The organism is Teichococcus wenyumeiae, assembly GCF_003696345.1.
In the GTDB taxonomy this organism is placed as follows: Bacteria; Pseudomonadota; Alphaproteobacteria; order Acetobacterales; family Acetobacteraceae; genus Pseudoroseomonas; species Pseudoroseomonas wenyumeiae.
On record NZ_RFLX01000003.1, the window covers coordinates 233,177 to 256,527 of the forward strand.

General features: G+C 69.6%; 21 protein-coding genes. 18 read left to right on the plus strand and 3 right to left on the minus strand.

The features are described 5' to 3' along the window. Positions 1–13 precede the first annotated feature (13 nt). The 10 genes from EBE87_RS06515 (at position 14) to EBE87_RS06560 (ending at position 11,980) form a co-directional block, all read left to right on the plus strand. A complete protein-coding gene (locus tag EBE87_RS06515) occupies positions 14–868 on the plus strand; it encodes a YbgF trimerization domain-containing protein (protein WP_122139939.1) in 855 nt (284 codons plus the stop codon). A 44-nt stretch (positions 869–912) separates the two neighbouring features. Continuing rightward, positions 913–2,082, plus strand: coding sequence for a tRNA lysidine(34) synthetase TilS (tilS, locus tag EBE87_RS06520; protein ID WP_120637561.1), 1,170 nt, complete (start codon positions 913–915; stop codon positions 2,080–2,082). Positions 2,083–2,195: 113 nt separating this feature from the next. Beyond that, on the plus strand, positions 2,196–4,121 hold the full coding sequence (gene ftsH / locus EBE87_RS06525) for an ATP-dependent zinc metalloprotease FtsH (RefSeq protein WP_120637560.1): 1,926 nt from the start codon (positions 2,196–2,198) through the stop codon (positions 4,119–4,121). An 82-nt stretch (positions 4,122–4,203) separates the two neighbouring features. Next, positions 4,204–5,262 carry a dihydropteroate synthase gene (gene folP / locus EBE87_RS06530; RefSeq protein WP_120637559.1) on the plus strand — a complete coding sequence of 353 codons (1,059 nt, stop codon included), beginning with the start codon at positions 4,204–4,206 and terminating at the stop codon, positions 5,260–5,262. Positions 5,263–5,358: 96 nt separating this feature from the next. Further along, positions 5,359–6,732: a phosphoglucosamine mutase gene (gene glmM / locus EBE87_RS06535; protein ID WP_120637558.1), complete on the plus strand. Its 1,374-nt coding sequence runs from the start codon at positions 5,359–5,361 to the stop codon at positions 6,730–6,732. Continuing rightward, a complete protein-coding gene (thiD, locus tag EBE87_RS06540; protein WP_120637557.1) occupies positions 6,732–7,547 on the plus strand; it encodes a bifunctional hydroxymethylpyrimidine kinase/phosphomethylpyrimidine kinase in 816 nt (271 codons plus the stop codon). The genes glmM and thiD overlap by 1 nt, the downstream gene beginning before the upstream one ends. Before the next feature lie 75 nt (positions 7,548–7,622). After that, complete coding sequence (locus EBE87_RS06545) at positions 7,623–8,483, plus strand: PhzF family phenazine biosynthesis protein (protein WP_120637556.1); 861 nt, start codon at positions 7,623–7,625, stop codon at positions 8,481–8,483. A 30-nt stretch (positions 8,484–8,513) separates the two neighbouring features. Next, positions 8,514–9,692 carry a phosphoserine transaminase gene (locus tag EBE87_RS06550; protein WP_120637555.1) on the plus strand — a complete coding sequence of 393 codons (1,179 nt, stop codon included), beginning with the start codon at positions 8,514–8,516 and terminating at the stop codon, positions 9,690–9,692. 143 nt (positions 9,693–9,835) lie between these two features. After that, a complete protein-coding gene (locus EBE87_RS06555; protein WP_120637554.1) occupies positions 9,836–10,753 on the plus strand; it encodes a DMT family transporter in 918 nt (305 codons plus the stop codon). Between the two features lie 336 nt (positions 10,754–11,089). Continuing rightward, positions 11,090–11,980, plus strand: a complete 891-nt coding sequence (locus EBE87_RS06560; RefSeq protein ID WP_158600842.1) for an SMP-30/gluconolactonase/LRE family protein — start codon at positions 11,090–11,092, stop codon at positions 11,978–11,980. Between the two features lie 5 nt (positions 11,981–11,985). On the opposite strand, the gene EBE87_RS06565 is transcribed toward EBE87_RS06560, so the two are convergent. Continuing rightward, positions 11,986–12,306 (minus strand): hypothetical protein, encoded by a 321-nt coding sequence (locus EBE87_RS06565; protein ID WP_233553125.1) that lies wholly within the window; start codon positions 12,304–12,306, stop codon positions 11,986–11,988. 166 nt (positions 12,307–12,472) lie between these two features. Here EBE87_RS06565 and EBE87_RS06570 point away from each other — a divergent pair, with 166 nt between their 5' ends. Both EBE87_RS06570 and EBE87_RS06575 read left to right on the plus strand, forming a co-directional pair. Continuing rightward, positions 12,473–12,784, plus strand: coding sequence for a hypothetical protein (locus EBE87_RS06570; RefSeq protein ID WP_233553124.1), 312 nt, complete (start codon positions 12,473–12,475; stop codon positions 12,782–12,784). 41 nt (positions 12,785–12,825) lie between these two features. Continuing rightward, positions 12,826–13,110, plus strand: a complete 285-nt coding sequence (locus tag EBE87_RS06575; protein WP_233553123.1) for a hypothetical protein — start codon at positions 12,826–12,828, stop codon at positions 13,108–13,110. Here the strand turns inward: EBE87_RS06575 and EBE87_RS06580 are convergent. Together EBE87_RS06580 and EBE87_RS06585 are read right to left on the minus strand one after the other, a co-directional pair. Beyond that, positions 13,107–14,606: a YifB family Mg chelatase-like AAA ATPase gene (locus EBE87_RS06580; RefSeq protein WP_120637551.1), complete on the minus strand. Its 1,500-nt coding sequence runs from the start codon at positions 14,604–14,606 to the stop codon at positions 13,107–13,109. The two genes, EBE87_RS06575 and EBE87_RS06580, sit on opposite strands and share 4 nt — an antisense overlap. Before the next feature lie 44 nt (positions 14,607–14,650). Beyond that, positions 14,651–15,682 carry a histone deacetylase family protein gene (locus tag EBE87_RS06585; RefSeq protein ID WP_120637550.1) on the minus strand — a complete coding sequence of 344 codons (1,032 nt, stop codon included), beginning with the start codon at positions 15,680–15,682 and terminating at the stop codon, positions 14,651–14,653. A 94-nt stretch (positions 15,683–15,776) separates the two neighbouring features. Here EBE87_RS06585 and EBE87_RS06590 point away from each other — a divergent pair, with 94 nt between their 5' ends. The 6 genes from EBE87_RS06590 to EBE87_RS06615 are packed head-to-tail and all read left to right on the plus strand — an operon-like array spanning position 15,777 to position 23,348. Next, a complete protein-coding gene (locus EBE87_RS06590; protein WP_233553122.1) occupies positions 15,777–17,363 on the plus strand; it encodes an ABC transporter substrate-binding protein in 1,587 nt (528 codons plus the stop codon). 7 nt (positions 17,364–17,370) lie between these two features. Continuing rightward, positions 17,371–18,354 (plus strand): ABC transporter permease, encoded by a 984-nt coding sequence (locus EBE87_RS06595; protein ID WP_120637549.1) that lies wholly within the window; start codon positions 17,371–17,373, stop codon positions 18,352–18,354. Then, complete coding sequence (locus EBE87_RS06600; protein ID WP_120637548.1) at positions 18,354–19,199, plus strand: ABC transporter permease; 846 nt, start codon at positions 18,354–18,356, stop codon at positions 19,197–19,199. Before EBE87_RS06595 ends, EBE87_RS06600 begins: the two co-directional genes overlap by 1 nt. Beyond that, complete coding sequence (locus tag EBE87_RS06605; protein WP_120637547.1) at positions 19,196–20,803, plus strand: ABC transporter ATP-binding protein; 1,608 nt, start codon at positions 19,196–19,198, stop codon at positions 20,801–20,803. Before EBE87_RS06600 ends, EBE87_RS06605 begins: the two co-directional genes overlap by 4 nt. Positions 20,804–20,817: 14 nt before the next feature. Then, positions 20,818–22,107, plus strand: coding sequence for an ArgE/DapE family deacylase (locus EBE87_RS06610; RefSeq protein WP_120637546.1), 1,290 nt, complete (start codon positions 20,818–20,820; stop codon positions 22,105–22,107). Then, positions 22,104–23,348, plus strand: a complete 1,245-nt coding sequence (locus tag EBE87_RS06615; protein WP_120637545.1) for a Zn-dependent hydrolase — start codon at positions 22,104–22,106, stop codon at positions 23,346–23,348. Before EBE87_RS06610 ends, EBE87_RS06615 begins: the two co-directional genes overlap by 4 nt. Positions 23,349–23,351 lie beyond the last annotated feature (3 nt).

Consider the following 23,351-nt stretch of genomic DNA (forward strand, 5'->3'; position numbering starts at 1 on the left):
CAAGGATGGAACCATGCTCCGCACGCTTCTTCTCGCCGCGCCGCTGCTGCTGCCGCTGATGGCCGCCCCGGCCGTGGCGCAGATGGACAGCCGTGAAGGCATCGCGCTGCAGAACCAGATCCTGCAGCTCCGCAACGAGGTCGAGCAGCTGCGGCGCGGCGGCGGTGGTGGCGGCTATGTGCCGGCGCCGGTGCCCTCCGGCCGTGCTCCTGTTGGCGGAGCCTCGGAGCTGACGGGCCAGTTGCTCGACCGCGTGAACCAGCTGGACGAGGAAGTGCGCCGCCTGCGTGGCCGCGCCGATGAGGCCGAATACCGTAACCGCACGCTGCAGCAGCAGGTCGAGAAGCTGCAGGGCGACATGGATTACCGCCTGCAGCAGTTGGAGAATGGCGGCGGTGGCTCCCGTCCGTCCACCGCTCCGGCGCCTGCGCCGACGCCGGCGCCCGCCGCGGCGGCCCCCGGCGCACCGCCGGCCGCGGCTGCGCCTCGCACGGCGGAACGTGCCCTGGCCGATGGGCAGGCGGCGCTGGCCCGCCGCGACTATGCCGCCGCCGAGGCCGCGGCGCGCGAGGTGGTGTCGAGCCGTGGCGCCCGGGCCCAAGACGGGCAGTTGCTGCTGGCCGATGCCCTGTTGGGCCGGCGCGATTATGCCAATGCCGCCATTGCCTATGACGATGCCTATAAGCGTAACCGGCAGTCGGCCCGCGCGCCGGAGGCCATGGTCGGGCTGGCCAATGCCTTCATCGGCCTGAACGCCAAGCGCGAGGCCTGCGACACGCTGAACAACCTGCGGAGCGAGTTCCCCCGCCTCAGCGGTAATCTCGCCACCCGCGCCACCGACGCGCGCGGCCGCGCCGGCTGCCGCTGACGGCGGCGGAGCAGGCACACGGCGCGGCGGAATTCGCCGCGCTGATGGCGCCTCTGGGGCCTTTCGGCTCGGCGCCGCATCTGGCGGTGGGCGTATCCGGCGGCCCGCATTCCCTGGCGCTGGCGCTTCTGGCGCGAGACTGGGCCCAGGCCCGTGGCGGCAGCCTGCTGGGGCTGGTGGTGGACCACGGCCTGCGCCCTGAAAGTGCCGAGGAAGCCCGCTGGGCCGCCGAAACCCTGCGGTGCCACCGCATTCCTTCAGAAGTGATCTCGCTTGGACTCCCCGGCGGCGCGGCCATGCAGGAAAGGGCCCGCGCGGCACGGCTGGAGGCCATGCTGGACCGCTGCGGCGCCCTGGGCCTGCCCTGGCTGCTGCTGGGGCAACATCGTGCCGATCAGGCTGAGACCGTGCTCTTCCGGGCCTTGCGGGGCAGCGGCCCCGCCGGGCTGGCCGGTGTTCCGGTGGCACGAGCGGCGGGCGAGGCGCTGCTGCTGCGGCCCTTGCTGGACATGGCCCCGGCCCGGCTGGAGGCGCTTCTGAAAGCAAACGGGGTCGTTCCCTTGCGCGACCCCTCCAACCTCAATCCACGTTTCATGCGCGCCCGCCTGCGCCTGTCCCTGGCGGACCCGGATGGGCAGGGTGCCGGCGTCGCCGCCCTGGCCGAGGCGGGCCGTGCCTTCGCCCGGCGCCGGGAGCGCCAGGAGGATGCGGTGGCAGCCCGGCTGGCCGGGGCGTTGCGGTTGGCGCCGGAAGGCTGGGCGCGGCTGGATGCCACGGCGCTGGGGCAGGATACTGTGGCGATGGCCGCGCTGGCGTCGCTGTTGCGGCTGCTCTCGGGCGCCGAGCATACGCCTGGGCAGGAGGGCGTGGCGGCCTTGTTGCGGCGCGGGCAGGGCACGCTGCATGGGGTGCAGTGGCGGGACGGACTGCTGTGCCGGGAGGCCGCCGCCTGCGCGCCGCCGCTGCCCGCCACCATCGGAGCCCGTTGGGACGGCCGCTGGCGCGTGCTGGCAGCGCCGGAGGACAGCAGCATCGGGGCGCTCGGGCCGGAATCGGCCGGGGTTGCGCGGGCGGCCCGGCGGGGAATGCCCGCGCGGGTCCTGGCGGGATTGCCGGCGCTGCGGCGCGGCGGCGAAGTGGTGGCGGTGCCGGCTCTGGGCCTGGGTGAGGGCGCGCGACTGGCCTTTGACCCCGCCGGCGGCCCTTTGGGCTAGAGATTCTGGCCTTGAGGCCCGGATGAAGAACGCGACATGGTTTCAGAACGCGCCTTGACGTCCTATCTTACCGGGGCGCCGGCTTTGCCTGGCGATCGAATGGGAACCGCACGGTGAATAATTTCGGCCGCAATCTGGCGCTGTGGGTGATCGTGGCGCTGCTGCTCGTGGCGCTGTTCAATCTGTTTCAGCCCAATTCCTCTACCCGCCAGACCGGCCAGCAGGTCGCCTACAGCGACTTCCTGAACGAGGTGAATGGCGGGCGCGTCCGCGACGTGACCATCACGGGGCGTACCCTCACGGGTCAGCTCTCCGATGGCCGCTCCTTCTCCACCTATACGCCTGAAGACCCCACCCTGGTCAGCAAGCTGACCGACAAGGGCGTGCGCGTCGTGGCGCGGCCGGAGGAGAGCGACGTCAACCCGCTCTTCCACTACCTCCTGTCCTGGTTCCCGATGCTGCTGCTCATCGGCGTCTGGGTCTTCTTCATGCGCCAGATGCAGGGCGGCGGCGGCCGGGCCATGGGCTTCGGCAAGTCCAAGGCCAAGCTGCTGACCGAGAAGCAGGGGCGCGTCACCTTCGAGGACGTGGCCGGCATCGAGGAAGCCAAGGGCGAGCTTGAGGAGATCGTGGACTTCCTGCGGGACCCGCAGAAGTTCCAGCGCCTCGGCGGCAAGATCCCCAAGGGCGTGCTGCTGGTCGGCCCCCCGGGTACCGGTAAGACGCTGCTGGCCCGCGCCATCGCGGGTGAGGCGAATGTGCCCTTCTTCACCATCTCGGGCTCCGACTTCGTCGAGATGTTCGTGGGTGTCGGTGCCTCCCGCGTGCGCGACATGTTCGAGCAGGGCAAGAAGAACGCCCCCTGCATCATCTTCATCGACGAGATCGACGCGGTGGGTCGCCACCGTGGCGCCGGCCTCGGCGGCGGCAACGATGAGCGGGAGCAGACTCTCAACCAGATGCTGGTCGAGATGGATGGCTTCGAGGCGAATGAGGGCGTGATCCTGATCGCCGCCACCAACCGCCCGGACGTGCTGGACCCCGCGCTGCTGCGCCCCGGCCGCTTCGACCGCCAGGTGGTGGTGCCGAACCCGGACGTGCAGGGCCGCGAGAAGATCCTGCGCGTGCACATGCGCAAGGTGCCGCTGGCCTCGGACGTGGACCCGAAGACCATCGCGCGCGGCACCCCCGGCTTCTCGGGCGCCGACCTGGCGAACCTGGTGAACGAGGCCGCGCTGCTGGCCGCCCGCACCGGCCGCCGCACTGTCGGCATGCATGAGTTCGAGATGGCGAAGGACAAGGTCCTGATGGGTGCCGAGCGGCGCTCGCTGGTGATGTCCGACGACGAGAAGCAGATGACGGCCTATCACGAGGCCGGCCACGCCCTGGTGGCGATGCATGAGCCGGAATGCGACCCGGTGCACAAGGCGACCATCATTCCGCGCGGCCGGGCCCTGGGTCTGGTCATGTCCCTGCCGGCGGGCGACCGATATTCCAAGCACAAGTCCAAGCTGAAGGCGGAACTCGCCATGGCGATGGGCGGCCGTGTCGCGGAAGAGCTGATCTTCGGCCCGGACAAGGTCTCCAACGGTGCCTCGGGCGACATCAAGATGGCCACCAACCAGGCCAGGATGATGGTGACCGAGTGGGGCATGAGCGAGAAGCTCGGCATGATCGCCTATGGCGACAACAGCCAGGAGGTTTTCCTCGGCCATTCCGTGACGCAGTCGAAGAACGTGTCCGAAGCCACGGCGCGGGAGATCGACAGCGAGGTGCGGGCGATGATCGACGAGGCCTATGCGCGGGCCAAGCACACGCTGCAGGTCAATATCGAGGAGCTGCACGCGCTGGCGAAGGGTCTGCTGGAGCATGAGACGCTCTCCGGCGATGAGATCCGCATGGTGCTGAAGGGTGAGCCGGTGGTGCGCAACCGTCCGGACGAGCCGACCAATGCCGGCCGTGGCAGCGTGCCGACCTCCGGCCGGCCGCAGGCGCCGCGCCCGGGTGGGCTGAACCCCTCGCCGCAGCCGGGAACTTAAGGCTGGGCCATTCCGCTTCCGGTGGAATTTCGGCTAGAGAGAGGGACCCCTTCGCGGGTCCCTTTTTCGTTGGAGATCCCCCATGGCCGAACGCTGGCTGGAGCCCCTGGGGCTGTTGCACGGCCCGGCGGGCTTCCATGCGGTGCGGGCCGGGCATGCCATGCCCCTGGCCGGCGGCCCCGCGGCCTTCTCGCTGCTGCGGCTGATCGAGGATGGAAAGGAGCAGGGCATCTATCCTGCCTCCGCCCTTTCGGAAGGCTGGGAAGACCTGCTGCCGCCGCTGACCCGCCGCCCGCTGCCTTTCGCCGGCCTGCCCAATGACCGTCCGCTGGTAATGGGCATCCTGAACGTGACGCCGGACAGCTTCTCCGACGGCGGCCAGCACCTGGACAGCCGCGCCGCCATCGCCGCCGGGCACGCGATGCTGGAGCAGGGGGCGGATATCCTGGATATCGGCGGCGAAAGCACCCGCCCAGGCTCCACGCCGCTGACGGCGGAGGAGGAGATCGCGCGTATCCTGCCCGTGGTGCGCCAACTGGCCACGGCGGCGGTGGTGAGCGTCGATACCCGCTTCGCCGCCACCATGCAGGCGGTGCTGGATGCGGGGGCCGAGATCGTCAACGATATCTCCGCCCTGCGGCAGGATGCGAAGTCGGTGCGGGTAGTGCAGGAAGCCCGTGCCCCGGTGGTGCTGATGCACATGCCGGCGCTGGACCTCCGCAAGATGCATGAGGCCACGCGTTATGACGACGTGGTGCTCGATGTGGCGCGTTTCCTGCGCCAGCGGGTGGAGACGGCCGAGGCGCTGGGCATCCCGCGCGGGCGCATCGCCGTGGACCCTGGCATCGGCTTCGGCAAGACACGGGAACAGGACCTGCTGCTGCTGAACCGCCTGCCGCTGCTGGCGGGCATCGGCTGCCGGGTACTGGTCGGTGCCTCCCGAAAGCGGTTGGTAGGATGGGTGACTGGCGTCGACAGCCCGGCCGAGCGGGTAGCCGGCAGCGTCGCGATTGCCGTGGCCGCCGCCGCCGCCGGTGCCAGTATCCTGCGCGTGCATGACGTGGCCGAGACGGTGCAGGCGCTGCGGATGTGGCAGGCCTGTGCCGATGGCGCGCCGCCCCAGCCGGTGGAGCCAGCCTGAATGCCCCCCAATACCCGACGGCGCCGGCGCGATGGACGCGCGGCACAGCCCCGGCTAGAGCCGCAACCAGAGACCCTGAGTGAAGGAACGTCCCGCATGACCCAGGCCGTGCGCCGCCTGTTCGGCACCGATGGTATCCGTGGCGTGGCCAATCGCGCGCCCATGGATGCGCTGACCGCCCTGCGGCTGGGCCAGGCCGCCGGCCGCTTCTTCAGCCGTGGCGCGCACCGGCACCGCGTGGTGATCGGCAAGGACACCCGGCTCTCCGGCTATATGCTGGAGCCGGCGCTGACGGCGGGCTTCGTCGGCGCGGGCATGGACGTGGTGCTGGTCGGGCCCCTGCCGACCCCGGCCATCGCGCTGCTGACGCGTTCGCTGCGGGCGGACCTTGGCGTCATGATCTCCGCCAGCCACAATCCCTTCGAGGACAACGGCATCAAGCTCTTCGGCCCGGATGGGCTGAAGCTCTCCGACGCGCAGGAGATGGAGATCGAGGCCCTGATGGCGGGCGAGCCGACCGGCCTGGCCTCGCCCTCCCGCCTCGGCCGCGCCAGCCGGCTGGAGGATGCCCCGGGCCGCTATATCGAGGCGGTGAAGGCCAGCTTCCCCAAGCGCCTCAGCCTCTCCGGCCTGCGCATCGTGGTCGATTGCGCCCATGGCGCCGCCTACAAGGTGGCGCCCACCGTGCTGTGGGAACTGGGGGCGGAGGTTGTCTCCGTCGGCGTCTCGCCGGACGGCTTCAACATCAACAAGGAATGCGGCTCCACCGCGCCGGGCCGGCTGGCGGAGCTGGTGCGGGAGCGCCGGGCGGACCTCGGCATCGCCCTGGATGGCGACGCCGACCGGCTGGTGCTGGTGGATGAGCAGGGGCAGATCATCGATGGCGACCAGATCCTGGCCACCATCGCGGAATCCTGGGCGGCGCAGGGGCGGCTGGCCGGCGGCGGCGTCGTGGCCACCGTCATGTCCAACCTGGGGCTGGAGCGCTTCCTGAGCGGGCTGGGCCTGAACCTGCTGCGGACCAAGGTGGGCGACCGCTATGTGTCGGAGCGGATGCGCGAGACCGGCTGCAACCTCGGCGGCGAACAGTCCGGCCATATGATCATGAGCGAATTCGGCACCACCGGCGACGGGCTGGTGGCGGCGCTGCAGGTGCTGGCGGAACTGGTGGAGCGCAAGCAGCCGGCCAGCGAGGCCTGCCGCCGCTTCACGCCGCTGCCGCAGCGGCTGGTGAATGTCCGCTTCAGCGGCGGCAACCCGCTGGACGACAGCAGCGTGAAGGATGCCATCGCTGAGGCCGAGGCGAAGCTGGGCAGCCGTGGCCGCGTGCTGATCCGCCCCAGCGGCACCGAGCCGCTGATCCGCGTCATGGCTGAGGCGGAGGAGGAAGGCATGGTGGAGGAGACGGTGGAATCCCTCGCCGCGCTGATCCGCGCCCGCGCCGCCGCGCTGCCGGCCAAGGTGGCCTGATGCAGGGCCGCGTCCTGATCGTCGCCGGATCGGATTCCGGCGGCGGCGCCGGCATCCAGGCGGATATCAAGGCCTGCGCGGCGATGGATGCCTATTCCGCCACGGCCATCACGGCGCTGACGGCGCAGGACACGCTGGGGGTGCATGGCGTGCATCCGGTGCCGCTGGATTTCATCCGGCAGCAGATCCGCCTCAGCCTGCGCGATATCGGCGCCGATGCGGTCAAGACCGGCATGCTGGGCGATGCGCCGACCATCGAGGCGGTCTGCGACGCACTGGCCGAGGACGGGCAGGGCATCCCCCTGGTGGCGGACCCGGTGATGGTGGCCAAGGGCGGCAGCAACCTGCTGGCGCCGGACGCGGTGGAGACGCTGCGGCGGCGCCTGCTGCCCATGGCCGCGCTGCTGACGCCGAATATCCCGGAAGCCGAGGTGCTGTCCGGCCTGCGGATCACCGGGCTGGAGGAGATGCGCGCGGCCGCCGGGGTGATGCTGGCCATGGGCGTCCCTGCCGTGCTGCTGAAGGGCGGCCACCTGGAGGGCGAGCGGCTGCTGGACCTGCTGGCCACGCCGGATGGCGAAGAGGTTTTCGAGGGGACCCGCATTCCCAGCCGCCATACCCATGGCACGGGCTGCACCCTGGCTTCCGCCATCGCGGCCGGGCTGGCGCAGGGCATGGTGCTGCGGGATGCCGTGGCGCGCGGGCGGGGCTTCGTGCAGGCGGCGCTGCGGGCGGCGCCTGGGCTGGGCAAGGGCCATGGGCCGCTGAACCACGGCGTCACGGTGGACCCGGCGAGGATCGCGGCTCTGTCATGAGATAAGTGCGGCTTCGCAACCCTCTCGTCTCTGGCAAGCTTCGGCTTGCCGCGCTGCGGCAGAGGAGGGTTCGCGATGGCTGGCTTCAAGATGACACGTCTGGCGACCTACACCGTGGATGCCTTTGCCGAGCGCCCCTTTGCCGGCAACCCGGCCGTCGTCGTGCCGCTGGAATCCTGGCTGCCGGACGATGTCATGCAGGCCATGGCGGCCGAGCATAACCTCAGCGAAACTGCCTTCTTCGTGCCGGACGGCCCGGGGCAGTGGCACTTGCGCTGGTTCACGCCGCGCTTCGAGGTGAATCTCTGTGGCCATGCGACGCTGGCCACGGCCTTCGTGCTGGCGACGGAACTGGGGGCCGTGGCGCCGCTGCGCTTCCGCACCGCCTCCGGCATCCTGGGCGTGCACCGGGAGGAAGACCGCTTCGTGCTGGACTTCCCGGCGCTGGTGCCGGTGCGCGCGACGCGCCCGCCGCCGGGCCTGGCCGCCGCGCTGGGCGCGGTGCCGCGCGAGGTCTGGAAGGCGCGGGACTGGATCTGCCTCTTCGACAGCGCCGAGACGGTGCGGGCCCTGACGCCGGACCATGGCCGCATCGCCACCATGCCGGATTCCGTGCCGGGCGGACAGGCGCGGGTGATGGCCACGGCGGCCTCGGACGACCCGCGCTATGACGTGGTCTCCCGTTACTTCTCAGCCCGCATGGGTGTGGACGAGGACCCGGTGACGGGCTCGGCCCACACGCAACTGGTGCCCTTCTGGTCGGCGCGGCTGCAGCGCCGGGAACTGGTCTGCCACCAGGCCAGCGCGCGCGGCGGCACGCTGTGGTGCCGCCTGGAGGGGGACCGTGTCCGCATGGGCGGCCATGCGGTGCTTTATGCCCGCGGCGAGGTCTTCCTGCCCGTGCCGCGCTTGATCGACGCGCCGATACCGGCCTAACCCTGCCGCGACAGAACCAGAGTCACCACCATGCCGCAGATCACTCAGCCCACCCTCCGCCCAGCCAATCCGATGTTCTCCTCCGGCCCTTGCGCCAAGCGCCCGGGCTGGTCTCTGGCGGCGCTGGAAGGCGCGATGGTGGGGCGCAGCCACCGCGCGCCGCAGCCCAAGGCGCGGCTGGCGGAAGTGATCGAGCGCTCCAAGGCGGTGCTGCGGATGCCGGAGGGGTGGCGGCTGGGCATTGTCCCCGCTTCCGATACCGGCGCGGTGGAAATGGCCCTGTGGTCGCTGCTGGGCCCGCGTGGCGTGGACGTGCTGGCCTGGGAAAGCTTCTCGGGCGAATGGGCCAATGACATCACGACGCAGTTGAAGCTGCCGGATGTGCGGCTGATCAAGTCCGCCTATGGCGCGCTGCCGGACCTGGCGCAGGTCTCGTGGGACCGCGACGTGGTGTTTGTCTGGAACGGCACCACCTCAGGCGTGCGGCTGCCGGATGGCGTCTGGATCCCAGATGACCGCCAGGGGCTGGCGATCTGCGATGCCACCTCGGCCGCCTTCGCCATGGACCTGCCCTGGGACAAGCTCGATGTGGTCACCTGGTCCTGGCAGAAGGTGCTGGGCGGGGAGGCCGCGCATGGCATGCTGGCGCTTTCCCCCCGCGCGGTGGCGCGGCTGGAAAGCCATACCCCGGCATGGCCGCTGCCGAAGGTCTTCCGCCTGACCAAGGGCGGCAAGCTGATCGAGGGCATCTTCCAGGGCGACACCATCAACACCCCCTCGATGCTGGCGGTGGAGGACGCACTGGACGGGCTGCGCTGGGCTGAGGCAGTGGGCGGCCTGCCGGCTTTGGTGGCGCGCTCGGAAGCCAATCTGACCGCCGTGGCGGCCTGGGTGGAGGGGCAGGATCAGGTCGCCTTCCTGGCGGAGCGGCCGGAGATCCGCTCCTGCACCTCCATCTGCCTGCGCATCGTGGCGCCATGGTTCACGGCGCTGACGCCGGAAGGGCAGGCGGCGGCGGCGAAGGTGCTGGCCAGCCTGCTGGACAAGGAAGGCGTGGGCCTGGACGTTGCCTCCTATCGCGACGCGCCGCCGGGCCTGCGCATCTGGGGTGGCGCCACGGTGGAAACCAGCGACATCGCTGCGCTGCTGCCCTGGGTGGACTGGGCCCTGTCGGAAGTGTCGGCGCAGTTCGCCCCCGCTACGGCCTGAAGAAAGCAGAAGCTTCTACCGTTTATAACCGGCAGCGCGGAAAATTCTTCCGTGCTGCCGCCAGCAGCATTGTAGTTCGGTAAGAAGTCCTGACCTACATAGCTTAGGCTTTCCGCATCAACCCAGAGCGGAGCGGCCGGCCCATGCATCTTCCCCCAGCCGCGAATGGCACGGGCGGCCGCTGGAGCATCGTGGTGCTCTTCCTCGGGGCGCCGCTGCTGTTCGCGGGCAACATGCTCGGGGCCCGCTGGCTGGCGGGCACGGTGCCGCCGATGACCCTGGCCGCCGGGCGCTGGCTGGTCGCGGCCTTGCTGCTGCTGCCGGTGGTCTGGCCCTGGCTGCGGCGCCATGGGCTCGGCGCCGTGCCGCCGGCGCGGTTGCTGTTGCTGGTGCTGCTGGGCGGCGTGGTGACGGTGGCACCGCAATATGGCGCCGCCAGCTATACTTCCGCCGGCAATATCGCCCTGCTGGCCGCCATGACCCCGCTGCTGGTGGCGGTGATCGAACGCATCGTCTGGGGCGTGACACTGCGGCCGGCGATGCTGGCTGGCATTGCTTGCGCCTTCTGCGGCATCGGCGTGGCCACCTTTCGGGGTGATCTGTCGGCCCTGCTGCGGCTGGAGGTGAACCCTGGTGACGCACTGATGCTGGCCGCTATCCTGGGCTGGTCCGGCTATACGGCCCTGCTGCGGCACCGGCCCGTGGCGCTGCCGCCGATGGTGCTGCTCTGGGTGGTGGCGGCGGGCGGGGCGCTGTGCTTGGCGCCGCTGGCGCTGCTGGAATGGTGGCAGGCCGGCGTGCCGCCGCTTGGCGCCCAGGCGATCTGGGGCATGCTGTTCCTGGGCCTTGTGGCGGGGGTTGGCGCCTATGCCGCCTATGGCCGCGCGGTCAGTCTGCTGGGCGCGGCCCGGGCAAGCATGTCGATGTATCTGGTGCCGGCCTACGCCCTCGGCCTCGGCGCCCTGCTGTTGGGTGAGGCCCTGCATGCTTATCATGCTGTTGCCGTGGCGCTGGTGCTGAGCGGCGTGGCGATGGGAACCTTGCAGCCGCGCCGGGGGTAAAGCGTCTTCCCAGAAGGTGGCAGGGAGAAAGGGCTGTGCCTTTCATCGCCTGCCACGCCCTCCGGTGGGAATGAGGGTCTCAGTCGCAACCCATGTGTTGGGGGGTGGGGAGCGGCCTATACTGAAACTAGGCTTGGGCCCGGCAGACCGGCAAGTTGTAACGTATTGATCTACCCCTGGTTTAACACCGTCACGCCGATGTGATCAGCTTGACGGCGGATGCACTGCACGCAGTTGCCTGCCAGATGCCCGCGTCAGGCGGGATGCGACCCCTGGCCGGTGTCATGCGTTGACGCCGCAGCCCCGCCCTTTCGTCAGCAGGAAAGGCTTCCCGCTATGTCCCAGCTCCTTGCTTCAGCCCCGTGCCGCCCGTTGGTGGAGGCTCGCAATATCCTTGGCGAAGGGCCGGTCTGGGATGATGCGGAGGGCTGCCTCTGGTGGGTCGATATCGTGGGTGCCGAGCTGCACCGGCTCCGCCTGGCCGACGAGGCGCACGATAGCTGGCCTATGCCGGAACGCGTAGCGGCCCTGGCGCTGCGGGAGGAGGGTGGCCTGGTTCTGGCCCTGGCTTCCGGCTTTGCCCGCTTCAATGCCGCCACGGGCGCGGTGGTACCCTATCCCGAGCGCCTGCCCCTGCGCCGTGGGCAGCGCCTGAACGACGGAGGTTGCGACCACTCTGGCCGCTTCTGGTGCGGGGCGATGCGGGAGGAGGGGGAGGAGGCCGACGCTGCGCTGCACGTGCTGCAGCCCGTTGGCAGCCTGCTGGAACACCCGGTGGGGCTCCGCATCATCAACTGCGTGAACTGGAGCCCGGACGGGGGCGCCATGTATTTCTCCGACACGCCGGCCGGCATCATCTATGCCTGCGACTTCGACGCCGCCACGGGCCGGATGGGTGAGCGGCGGGTCTTCCATGATGGCAAGGATGTGCCGGGACAGCCGGATGGCGGCACGGTGGATGCCGAGGGCTGCCTCTGGAGCGCCCGCTTCGGCGGCGGCGGTGTGGCGCGCTTCCGTCCGGATGGCAGCCTGGACGGCTTTCTGCCCCTGCCGGCGCAGAAGATCACCTGCTGCGCCTTTGGCGGGCCGGAGCTGCGCACCCTTTTCATCACCTCCGCAACGGAGGGGTTGAGCGGGGAGGAAAAGCAAGCGCAGCCGCTGGCCGGGCGGCTGATGGCGCTGGAGCCCGGCGTGGCGGGGCGCCTGCCAAGGCGTTTCGCCGGCTGAAGGTGCTAGCCCGGCAGGCAGCGCATGATGTCCTCGTGCCCACGTGCCAGCACCGGGCGAGTGCCTTCCGGGCAGGCCATCTGCTCATGGCTGGCGGCTGGCAGCCCGCGGTCCCAGCCTGGCGCCGGAGAGCCGAAGCCGGCGACTGAGCCACCGCCACGGCCGCGCCCGCTGCCGTCGCAACGACCTGGCGCACCACGCACGGGCGTGCCTCCGTGAGGGCAAAGCCAGCGGCGGATCTCTTCCATTTGCGCAGCATTCGGCCGTCGGTAGTCCGCCGCTGCCGCCGGCAGCGTGGCCAGCCCCAGCGCGATGCAGATCGCCATGCCCCGGATCATGCCGCCCCTATGGCATGCGGCGCCCCATCAGGTGAAGCGCCGGCTGCGCGGATCAGCAGGGACGTGAAGGCCGATACATTGCGATACAGATCGCATGAAACAAAGATGTGCGGGCGGTCATACGGGGGTTGAAGGGATATAAGGAGATGTCAACATGAGCCCCATGGATCAGCAGTTCCGCAATCGCCCCGTCATCGACATGACCCCGGAAGGCGAGTTCCGTGGGCCGACACCACGCCGTCCCGCCAGCCCTCTGGATAAGGTGCTGAGCCGGCTGGGCGGGGTTGCCGCGTTGGTGGCGCTGGTGGCCGGTGGCATCGTGGTGGCCGGCGTGGCCATTGCCTTCTTTGCCATCGCCTTGCCCGTGGCTGTGCTGGCCGGGGCCATCGCCTTCGGCAGCTTGTGGTGGCGCATGCGGCGGGCCGGCCGGCAGGGCCTTGGCTTTGTGCATGTGATGCGGCGCTGAGCCGCCCCGGCTTCACGATTGATCCCGCCCGCCTTTATGAGGTGGGCGATGCCGGGGAAGTGCATGTCACTCCCCCCGAGGAAGCGACCAAGCCGACCGCCCGTGTCTGGGGCTGGTGGGCTGGCGCGGTGGCTCTCAACATGGCAAGTGCGGGCAGCGCGGCGGCGGGCTTCATGCTCGGTGGCCGGCTGATCGGTGCGGCGATGGGGCTGGTGGTGATCGGAACTGCGCCCTTGCTGGCTGTGGCACCGGCCATGATGCTGCTGCGCCGCCGGCGCCTGTACCGGCGGTTGCACCGCCGGCCAGAAAGCTTCGGCCGGCGCTAACGCCCGCCCGGCGGACGCTGCCGGAAAGCCAGGGCTTCTGCCATATGCTCCCTTGCGATCAGGCTTTCTCCCGCCAGGTCGGCGATGCTGCGCGCCACGCGGAAGCAGCGGATGAAGCCGCGGTTGGACAAGCCAAGCTGCGCCGAAGCGCGCTCGGCCAGGGCCAGTGCCTCGGGTGCGGCCCCGGCGGTCAGGGTATCCAGCGGCGCCTCCGCATTGGTGGTGCCGGCGCGGCGGCGCTGGGCCAGCCGTGCCTTTGCCACCCTGGCGGCAACGACAGCGCTGGTTTCTCCCCGGGGGGCGCGGGCAAGCTCGCCCGGTGCGATGGGGGCCATGCCGATGGTCAGGTCGATGCGGTCCAGCAGCGGGCCGGAGAGGCGGGACTGGTACTGCTCGCCGCAGCGCGGCGCCTGGCCGCATTCGCGGGGGGTGTCGCCCAGGTGGCCGCAGCGGCAGGGATTCATCGCCGCCACCAGCTGCACGCGCGCCGGATAGGTCACATGGGCGGCGGCGCGGCTGACGGTGCAGGTGCCGGATTCCAGCGGCTGCCGCAGCGCCTCCAGCGCCGGGCGGGGAAATTCCGGCCATTCGTCCAGAAACAGCACGCCGCGATGCGCGAGCGAGATCTCGCCCGGCTTGGCCCCCGGCCCGCCGCCGACCAGCGCCGCCTGACTGGCGGAGTGATGCGGCTCCCGGAACGGCGGACGGGCGGAGATGCGCCCTTGCTCGATCAGCCCGGCGACGCTGCGCACCAGGCTGACTTCCAGCGCCTCCTGCGGCGTCAGGTCCGGCAGCAGGCCGGGTAGGCGGGCCGCCAGCATCGATTTGCCGGCGCCGGGCGGGCCGACGAGCAGGAGGTTGTGCTGCCCGGCCGCCGCGATCTCCAGCGCCCGCTTGGCGCTTTCCTGGCCTTTGACGTCAGAGAGGCAAGGGCCGGGCGTGGCTTCCGGCTGCAGGCTGGGCGGCTTCGGCGGGTCCAGGATCTGCCGGCCCGTGAGATGGGCGATGAACTGCCGCAGGTCGTCGGCGGCCAGGATCTCGATCTCGCCCACCCAGGCCGCCTCATCGCCCTGCGGCCCGGGGCAGATCAGGCCCAGCCCGCGCGCCGTGGCACCCAGGGCTGCCGGCAGGATGCCCGCCACGGGGCCCACGGTGCCATCCAGCGCCAGTTCCCCCAATGCGGCGAAGCCCGCCAGTTCCTCACGCGGCACCACTTCCATCGCTGCCAGCACCGCCAGGGCAATGGGCAGGTCGAAGTGGCTGCCTTCCTTCTGGATATTGGCGGGGGCCAGATTCACCAGTACCCGCTTGGGCGGCAGGGAAAGTCCCAGCCCGGTCAGTGCCGCCCTGACCCGCTCCCGGCTCTCGGCCACGGCCTTGTCGGGCAGGCCGACCACGGTGAAGGCCGGCAGCCCGGCCGAGATCTGCACCTGTACCTCCACGGACAGGGTTTCGATCCCGGAAAAGGCGAAGGTCGCCAGCCGCGCGATGGTCATGAAGCACCGCTAGCGCGCCACGCGGCGACTTTCAACTTATAGGATCATTCCTTCCAGGCGGTCAGGAAGCGTTCCAGCAGGGTGCCCAGCACCTCGACATTGTAGCCGCCTTCCTGCACCAGCACGGTTGGCAGCCCCAGGGCCGAGATCTTCTCGGCGGCGCGGGCGAAGCCATCGGCGCTGACGCCCAGGAAGCTCAGCGGCTCATGCTCCGAGGCATCGAAGCCCAGCGGCACCACCAGCGCATCGGGCGCGAAGCCCTTGATCCGCTCCAGCCCCGCATCGATCGCGGCCAGCCAGGCCTCGTCGCTGCTGCCGCGGCGCAGCGGCAGGTTGAGGTTGAAGCCCTGGCCGGCACCGCCGCCGGTCTCGCCGGCATGGCCGACATACCAGGGATAATAGCCGGAAGGATCGCCGTGGACGGACACGGTGAGCACATCGGCGCGGTCCCAGAAGATCCCCTGGGTGCCGTTGCCGTGGTGCGCGTCGATGTCGAGCGTCGCCACCCGATTCGCGCCGGCATCCCGCAGGCGCTGGGCGGCGAGGGCGCTGTTGTTGAGGTAGCAGTGCCCGCCGGCCCGGCCCGCATAGGCATGGTGCCCGGGGGGGCGGCAGAGGGCATAGGCGGTGCCACCCTTCGCCACCGAATCCGCCGCGGCCAGTGCCACGCCGGCGGCGCCGGCCGCCGCTTCCCAGGTGCCGGTGCCGATGGGGCAGGCATTGTCCGCTGTGTACCAGCCGACGCGGCCGATGATGGATTCCGGGCAGACCGCGCCCTGCGCCAGCATCTCCGGCGAGGGATGCATGTTGGGCACCGCCTCCGGCCCCCGTTCCTGCAGCCCGTTCCAGCCGCGCGCGGCGCTTTCCAGGAAGTCCACATAGCCGGCGTCATGGACGGAGAGCAGCGCCTCCCGCGTCGCCGCGTCAGGCTCCGCCGGTACCAACCCCAGGCGGTGCAGGGCGGAGAGCAGGGCGCCCGCCCGCTCCGGCACCTCAAAATTCGCGCGAACCTGGCCGCGCTGGAGGAAGAACTGCGGCGTGTGCCTTAACTGGCTGGGATGGGCGAAGGTCTGCATGGTGACGTGACGCTAGGACGGAGAGGCGGGCTTGTCGATCCGCCCCGGTGAAGGCTAGCGTTCTCGCCAAGGGAAGTTCCAACGGAGTGAATCGATGACTGTGTCGCGTCGCGGCCTGATGGCCGCCGCTGCTGTGCTGCCCGTTCTTTGGCGTGTCGAGGACGCCATCGCGCAGGGCGTGCAGCCCAAGCGCGGCGGCACGCTGAACAGCATCGTGAATCCCGAGCCGCCGATTCTCCACGTCGGCATCAACAACCAGGCGCCGACCCTCATCATCGGTGGCAAGATCTTCCAGGGCCTGCTGCGCTACGACGCGAAGCTGGGCCCGATGCCGGAACTGGCGAAGAGCTGGGAGGTGAGCCCCGACGGGCTCGAATATACCTTCCGCCTGCAGGAGAATGTTAAGTTCCACGACGGCAAGCCGATGACGGCGGACGACGTGGTCTTCTCCATCATGAAATTCCACATGGAGGTCTCGCCCCGTGCCCGCGGCGTCTTCGCCCGCATCAAGGAAGGCGTGGCGGTCAACCCGACCACGGTGAAGTTCGTCCTCTCCGAGCCCTTCGAGCCCTTCCTGCTGATGTTCGACAACACGGTCTCGGCCATCGTGCCGAAGCACCTGTTCGACGGGCAGGACTACCGGCAGGCGCCGGCGGTGCAGAAGCCGATCGGCACCGGCCCCTTCAAGTTCGCCGAGTGGCAGCGCGGCAACTTCATCAGGCTGGAGCGCTTCGACGAATACTGGAAGCCGGGCCAGCCCTACCTGGACGCCATCATCTACCGCGTGGTGCCGGACAGCCAGAGCCGCCGCTTGGCGCTGGAATCCGGCCAGGTGCAGCTGACGCAGTCCAACGACATCGAGCCCTTCGACGTGCCGCAGATGCGCGCGCGCCCGAACCTGGAGGTGAAGACCACCGGCTGGGAATACATGGGCCCGCTGATGTGGATGGACTTCAACCACCGCGTGAAGCCTCTGGACGACGTGCGGGTGCGCCGGGCGCTGACCATGGCGGCGAACCGCGACTTCATCGCGCAGCGCCTGTGGTTCGGCATCGGCAAGCCGGCGACCGGCCCCTTCCACAGCGCCACGCGCTTCTACGACGCCAGCGCCAAGGCGCCGGCCTATAATGTGGAAGCGGCCAAGAAGCTGCTGGACGAGGCCGGGCTGAAGCCGAACGGGCAGGGCGTGCGCTTCACCATCAAGCATCTCAGCCTGCCTTACGGCGAGGTCTTCACCCGCCTGGGTGAGTTCCTGCGCCAGTCCTTCCGCCAGGTCGGCGTGGACCTGCAGCTGGAAAGCGTGGATGTCGGCACCTGGTCCCAGCGCACCGCCAACTGGGATTTCGATACCACCATCAACTACCTCTATCAGTATGGCGACCCGACGCTGGGCGTGGAGCGCAGCTACGTCTCCACCAACATCAAGAAGATCCTCTTCTCCAATGTCGCCGGCTACGAGAACCCGAAGGTGGACGACCTGTTCAAGCAGGGCCGCGATGCCGCCGACCCCAAGGTGCGCCAGCAGGTCTTCAGCGAGGTGCAGAAGATCCTGGTCGATGATGTGCCCCTGCTCTGGCTGATGGAGATGTCCTTTCCCACCATCTACGACAAGAAGCTGAACAACGTGATCACCTCGGGCTCCGGCGTGCACGCCAGCTTCGACGACGTGTTCCTGGCCTGACGGTCGCATGGAACTGTCGCGTCTCCCTGCTTATCTGGCGGGGCGTCTGGTCAAGGCGGCGCTCGTGGTGCTTGCGATCGTCGTCTGCAATTTCTTTCTCATCCACGCCGCACCCGGCGACCCGGCGAGTATCATCGCCGGGCAATCCGGCGCGGCGGACGCGAAGTTCCTGGAGCAGCTGCGGGCGCAGTTCGGGCTGGACCAGCCGCTTTACGTGCAGCTCTGGCTGTACCTGAAGGGCATCCTGACGCTCGACCTGGGCTTCAGCCACCGGCAGCAGGCCAGCGTCGCCTCGCTGGTGCTGGACCGGTTGCCGGCCACCCTGCTGCTGACCGGCGCCGCCTTCATCTTCGCCGTCGTGCTGGGCGTGACCATGGGCGCCCTGGCGGCGCGGCGCGTCGGCACCTGGTCTGATTCCGTCATCACCGTGCTGGCCCTGACCTTCTATGCCACGCCGCTCTTCTGGGTGGGGCTGATGCTGGTGCTGCTGTTCAGCGTGACGCTGGAATGGCTGCCCTCCTTCGGCATGATGTCCGTGGGGGTGGAACTCTCGGGTGTCGGCAAGATGCTCGATATCGGCAAGCATCTTCTGCTGCCGGCGCTGACGCTCGGGCTCTTTTATGTCGCGGTCTATGCGCGCCTGTCGCGTGCCACGATGCTGGAGGTGGCGGACCAGGACTTCGTGAAGACCGCGCGCGCCAAGGGCGTGCCGGAGGGGCGCATCCTGCGCCGGCACATCCTGCGCAACGCGCTGCTGCCGGTCATTACCTTCGCCGGCATCCAGGCGGGGCAGTTGATCGGCGGCTCCATCCTGGTGGAAACCGTCTTCGCCTGGCCCGGCATCGGCCGGCTGGCCTTCGAGGCGCTGCTGGCGCGCGACTATCAGGTGCTCATGGGCGTCTTCTTCTGCACCAGCGTCATGGTGGTGCTGTTCAACCTCGTCACGGACCTGCTCTACGCGGTCATCGATCCGCGCGTGGAGGTGTCGTGATGAAGACCTTCTGGCGCAACTTCGCCCGCAACCGCGGCGCGGTGGTGGGGCTGTTCATCCTGCTGCTCGTCATTGTCGTCGCCATCGGCGCGCCCTGGTTCTTCCCCGGCAGCCCCTGGGACATGGCGGGCGCGCCCTTCATGCCGCCGGGCGAGATGGGCATGCTTCTGGGCTCCGACAGCCTTGGGCGCGATGTCGCCTCCGGCATCGCGCATGGCGCGCGGGTGTCGCTGCTGGTCGGCGGCGTCTCCACGGTGGTGGCGCTGGTGATCGGCGTCGGCCTGGGCGCCATCGCGGGTTATCTCGGTGGCTGGGCGGATGACGTGGTGATGCGCTTCACCGAGTTCTTCCAGACCATCCCGTCCTTCGTGCTGGCCATCCTGCTGGTGGCGATCTTCACGCCCAGCATCCAGTCCATTGTCTTCGCCATTGCCGTGGTGTCCTGGCCGCCGGTGGCGCGCGTGGTGCGGGCGGAGTTCCTGTCGCTGCGTTCGCGCGAATTCGTGCAGGCCTCTGAAGTGCTGGGCAAGTCGCGCGTCTCCATCGTGCTGGGCGATATCCTGCCGAATGCGCTCTCGCCGATCGTGGTGCTGTCCTCGCTGATGGTGGCTTCGGCGATCCTGCTGGAAAGCGCGTTGTCCTTCCTCGGCCTAGGCGACCCGAACCTGATGTCCTGGGGCTTCCTGATCGGTTCCGGCCGCAGTGTCATCCGCATCGCCTGGTGGATGAGCGTGTTTCCCGGCATCGCCATCTTCCTCACCGTGCTCTCCCTCAATCTGGTGGGCGAGGGCCTGTCCGACGCGCTGAACCCGCGACTGGCCCGCAACCGTGGAGGCAAGCCATGACCCGCCTGCTGACGGTCGAAGACCTCACCGTGGCGCTGCCCGCCGGCGCCGACCGGCCGCATGCGGTGGAGAACCTTTCGCTGCATCTCGATGCCGGCGAGATCCTCTGCGTGGTGGGTGAGAGCGGCTCGGGCAAATCCATCACCGCCAATGCGGTGATGGGGCTGCTGCCCAAGCTGCTGAAGGTGAAGTCCGGCAAGATCACCTTCGAGGGCGAGGACGTTCTTTCGCTGTCGGAGGAAGCGCTGCGCGGCCGGCGCGGCCGCCGCATGGCCATGGTGTTCCAGGAGCCGATGACGGCGCTGAACCCGCTGATGCGGGTGGGCGACCAGATCGCCGAGGCCCTGGCGGTGCATGGCCGGTCCCAGGATGCTGTCAGACGCGTGCCGGAACTGCTGGCGGCGGTGAACCTGCCGGACCCAGCGGCTATCGCAAAGAGCCACCCGTTCCGCCTTTCCGGCGGTCAGCGGCAGCGCGTGATGATCGCGATGGCGCTGGCGCTGGAACCGGCGCTGCTGATCGCGGATGAGCCGACCACGGCGCTGGACGTGACCACGCAGATGCAGATCCTGCGCCTGGTCCGCGAGGTCCAGCAGCGGCGCGGCATGGGCGTGATGTTCATCACCCATGACTTCGGCGTGGTGGCGGAGATCGCCGACCGGGTCGTGGTGATGCAGCATGGCCGCATCGTGGAGCAGGGGCCGGCGCAGCAGGTGCTGAATGCGCCGACGCATCCCTATACCCGCGCGCTGATCGCCGCCGTGCCGCATGGCGATGCCGCGAAGCAGACCGCGCCCACCCGCACTCCGGTGCTGGAGATGAAGGGCGTGGAGAAGACCTACCAGCGCGGCGGCTGGTTCGGCGCCAAGGCGGTGGTGCGGGCGGTGCACAATGCCGACTTCACCCTCTACAAGGGCGAGACGCTGGGTCTGGTCGGTGAAAGCGGTTCTGGCAAGTCCACGCTGGCGCGCTGCGTGGTGCGGCTGGTGCAGCCGGAGAAGGGCGAGATCATCTTCGCGGGGAAGGACCTGCGGCCGCTCTCCCGCAACGGCTGGCTGCCTTACCGCAAGCGCATCCAGATGGTGTTCCAGGACCCCTATGCCTCGCTGAACCCGCGCCGCAAGGTGGGGGATGCCATCGCGGAAGGGCCGATCACGCATGGCGTGCCGCCCGCCGAGGCGCGGGCCCGCGCGGCGGAGCTGCTGCGGCTGGTGCAGCTCGACCCCTCGGCGCTGGAACGCTACCCGCATGAATTCAGCGGCGGGCAGCGGCAGCGCATCGGGCTGGCGCGGGCGCTGGCGATGCAGCCGGAACTGCTGATCGCCGACGAGCCTGTCTCGGCGCTGGATGTTTCGGTGCAGGCGCAGGTGCTGAACCTGCTGGCGGATATCCGCAAGCGGCTGGGCCTCACCATGCTCTTCATCACCCACGACCTCCGCGTGGCGGCGCAGATCTGCGACCGCATCGCGGTCATGCAGCGCGGCGCCATCGTGGAACTGGGCACCACCGCCCAGGTCTTCGGCGCGCCCAAGCACGCCTATACCCGCGCGCTGCTCGACAGCATTCCCGGCCAGGGCTGGACCCCGCCGGCGCTTTCCGCCTGAAGGATACCCGATACATGACGACCCTCGACCCCGGCGCGCGGCGCGCCATCCTGGATGCGGTGACGGCGCTGGAGGCTGAATCGGTCGCCGCGCTGGAGCGGCTGGTGCGCTGCCCCTCCACGTTGGGCAACGAAGCCTCGGCACTGGATGAGATGGCGCGGAACTACGAGGCCCTGGGCCTGACGCCGCAGCGCATCCCGACCGTGCCCGCCAAGCTGGCGGACCACCCCGGCTTCTCGCCGCCGCTGATTTCCTATGAAGGGCGCGACAATGTCGCCGCCGTCTACAAGCCGCGCGAGCGCAAGGGCCGCAGCCTGGTGCTGCAAGGGCATGTGGACGTGGTGCCGGAAGGTGCCGCCGACATCTGGGCGACGCCGCCCTACGAGCCCTCGATCCGTGATGGCCGCATGTATGGCCGTGGCGCGGGCGACATGAAGGCCGGCGACATCTCCAATGTCATGGCCTTCAGGGCGCTGCAGCTCGCGGGTTTGCAGCCGGCGGCGGAAGTGCAGTTCCATTCCGTCATCGAGGAAGAATGCACCGGCAATGGCGCACTGGCCTGCATGATGGCGCTGCCGAAATGCGATGCCGTCATCATCCCTGAGCCCGGCCCGGGCGTGGAGGGCCTCTATACCGCCGAGGTCGGCGTGATCTGGGCCTGGGTGACGGTGACGGGCCGCCCGGTGCATGTGCGCGACATGCAGGCCGGCGTGAATGCCATCGAGGCCGCCTATGTCATCTCCCAGCGCTTCAAGGCCTATGAGGCGGAGATGAACCGGGCGGAGAATGTCCACTCCTCCTTCTTCGGCGTGAACCACCCGGTGAACGTCAATTTCGGCACGGTGCAGGGCGGCGAGTGGAACAGCTCCGTCCCCACCCGCACCAAGATCGGCCTGCGCGTCGGCATCATGGTCGGCAATACCGCAAAGCAGGTGAAGGCCGATATCGAGCGGCTGGTGGCCGAGGCCGCGGCGGATGAGCGGCTGCGCGGCACCAAGGTGGAGCTGGAATTCGCCGGCTTCATGGCCGACCCCTGCATCTTCGACAAGGAAGCGCCCATCGTGAAGATGGTGCAGCGCCACTTCGCGGAAGCGAATGGCCGCGAGCTGCGCGACTACCCGGCTTCCGGCCTGACCGATGGCCGCTTCTTCGAGCTGTACCAGGGCACGCCAGTGGCCTGCTTCGGCCCGGATGCGGATTCGATCCATGGCATCGATGAAAGCGTTGGCCTGGATAGCTTCCACGCCACCACCAGGACCATCGCGCTCACCATCGCCGAGTGGTGCGGGGTGGAGAAGGCGTGACCAAGACGAACCTGCCGGTCTCCGGCGCCCGGCTCTGGGACAGCCTGATGGAGATGGCGCGCATCGGCGCCACTCCCAAGGGCGGTTGCAACCGCCAGACCCTGACGGAACTGGATGGCGCCGGCCGCGCTTTGCTGCGCCGCTGGGCCGAGGAAGTCGGGTGCGGCCTGACCGTGGACCGCGTCGGCAACATGGTGCTGCGGCGGGAGGGGCGGGACCCCTCCCGCCCGGCGGTGGCCATCGGCAGCCACCTGGATACCCAGCCGACCGGCGGCAAGTTCGACGGCGTGCTGGGCGTGCTGGCGGGGCTGGAAGTGCTGCGCGCGCTGCATGAATCCCGCATCGAGACCGATGCGCCCATTGTCCTGATCAACTGGACCAATGAGGAAGGCGCCCGCTTCTCGCCGCCCATGATGGGCAGCGGCGTCGCCATGGGCCTCTTCGAGGAAGCCGAGGTGCTGGCGAAGCAGGACCCGGCCGGCGCCGTCTTCGGTGAGGAGTTGCGCCGCATCGGCTGGCAGGGCGAGGCCGATCCCACGGCGCTGCAATCCCTCGGCGCGTATTTCGAGTTGCATATCGAGCAGGGGCCGCTGCTGGAGCGCGCCGGCATTCCCGTCGGCATCGTGGATCGCGCGCTGGCCCAGGCCTGGTTCGACGTGACGGTGACGGGGGAGGAGGCCCATGCCGGCTCCGCCATGCCGCCGCGCCGCGATGCCCTGGTGGCCGCCGCCATGCTGGTGCAGGCGGTGGAGGAGATCGCACTGGCCGAGGGCGGGCGCGGCACCGTGGGCCGCCTGACCTTGCAGCCGGACAGCCGCAATGTCGTTCCTTCCCGTGTCTGGTTCAGCGTCGATCTGCGGCATGGGGACGAGGCCGCCCTGGCGCGCATGGGCGTGGCCCTGCGGGAACGCGCGGCCAGCCTCGCCGCCCGCCGGCGCGTCGGCATCGAGGTCGAGGATTTCTGGACCTTCCCGCTGACGCCCTTCGCGCCCGCGCTGGTCGAGGCGCTGGAGCAGGCGGCGCGTGGTCGCGGCCTGAACTACCAGGTGATGCCGACCGGCATCGGGCATGATGCCGTCTATGTCGCGCGGCGGGTGCCGACCGCGATGATCTTCGTGCCCTGCGAGGACGGCATCAGCCACAACGAAGCGGAAAACATCACCCCCGCCTGGGCCGAGGCCGGGCTGGTGGTGCTGGCCGATGCCGTGCTGGCCACAGCCGGCCGCGCCAAAACGGAGTAGATC

What these genes read in the sequence shown, in the direction of transcription:
- EBE87_RS06515 (WP_122139939.1), top strand. Translation starts at nt 14, where the DNA reads ATGCTCCGCACGCTTCTTCTCGCCGCGCCGCTGCTGCTGCCGCTGATG.
- tilS (WP_120637561.1), top strand. Translation starts at nt 913, where the DNA reads ATGGCGCCTCTGGGGCCTTTCGGCTCGGCGCCGCATCTGGCGGTGGGC.
- folP (WP_120637559.1), top strand. Translation starts at nt 4,204, where the DNA reads ATGGCCGAACGCTGGCTGGAGCCCCTGGGGCTGTTGCACGGCCCGGCG.
- glmM (WP_120637558.1), top strand. Translation starts at nt 5,359, where the DNA reads ATGACCCAGGCCGTGCGCCGCCTGTTCGGCACCGATGGTATCCGTGGC.
- thiD (WP_120637557.1), top strand. Translation starts at nt 6,732, where the DNA reads ATGCAGGGCCGCGTCCTGATCGTCGCCGGATCGGATTCCGGCGGCGGC.
- EBE87_RS06545 (WP_120637556.1), top strand. Translation starts at nt 7,623, where the DNA reads ATGGCTGGCTTCAAGATGACACGTCTGGCGACCTACACCGTGGATGCC.
- EBE87_RS06550 (WP_120637555.1), top strand. Translation starts at nt 8,514, where the DNA reads ATGCCGCAGATCACTCAGCCCACCCTCCGCCCAGCCAATCCGATGTTC.
- EBE87_RS06555 (WP_120637554.1), top strand. Translation starts at nt 9,836, where the DNA reads ATGCATCTTCCCCCAGCCGCGAATGGCACGGGCGGCCGCTGGAGCATC.
- EBE87_RS06560 (WP_158600842.1), top strand. Translation starts at nt 11,090, where the DNA reads ATGTCCCAGCTCCTTGCTTCAGCCCCGTGCCGCCCGTTGGTGGAGGCT.
- EBE87_RS06565 (WP_233553125.1), bottom strand. Translation starts at nt 12,306, where the DNA reads ATGGCGATCTGCATCGCGCTGGGGCTGGCCACGCTGCCGGCGGCAGCG.
- EBE87_RS06570 (WP_233553124.1), top strand. Translation starts at nt 12,473, where the DNA reads ATGAGCCCCATGGATCAGCAGTTCCGCAATCGCCCCGTCATCGACATG.
- EBE87_RS06580 (WP_120637551.1), bottom strand. Translation starts at nt 14,606, where the DNA reads ATGACCATCGCGCGGCTGGCGACCTTCGCCTTTTCCGGGATCGAAACC.
- EBE87_RS06585 (WP_120637550.1), bottom strand. Translation starts at nt 15,682, where the DNA reads ATGCAGACCTTCGCCCATCCCAGCCAGTTAAGGCACACGCCGCAGTTC.
- EBE87_RS06590 (WP_233553122.1), top strand. Translation starts at nt 15,777, where the DNA reads ATGACTGTGTCGCGTCGCGGCCTGATGGCCGCCGCTGCTGTGCTGCCC.
- EBE87_RS06595 (WP_120637549.1), top strand. Translation starts at nt 17,371, where the DNA reads ATGGAACTGTCGCGTCTCCCTGCTTATCTGGCGGGGCGTCTGGTCAAG.
- EBE87_RS06600 (WP_120637548.1), top strand. Translation starts at nt 18,354, where the DNA reads ATGAAGACCTTCTGGCGCAACTTCGCCCGCAACCGCGGCGCGGTGGTG.
- EBE87_RS06605 (WP_120637547.1), top strand. Translation starts at nt 19,196, where the DNA reads ATGACCCGCCTGCTGACGGTCGAAGACCTCACCGTGGCGCTGCCCGCC.
- EBE87_RS06610 (WP_120637546.1), top strand. Translation starts at nt 20,818, where the DNA reads ATGACGACCCTCGACCCCGGCGCGCGGCGCGCCATCCTGGATGCGGTG.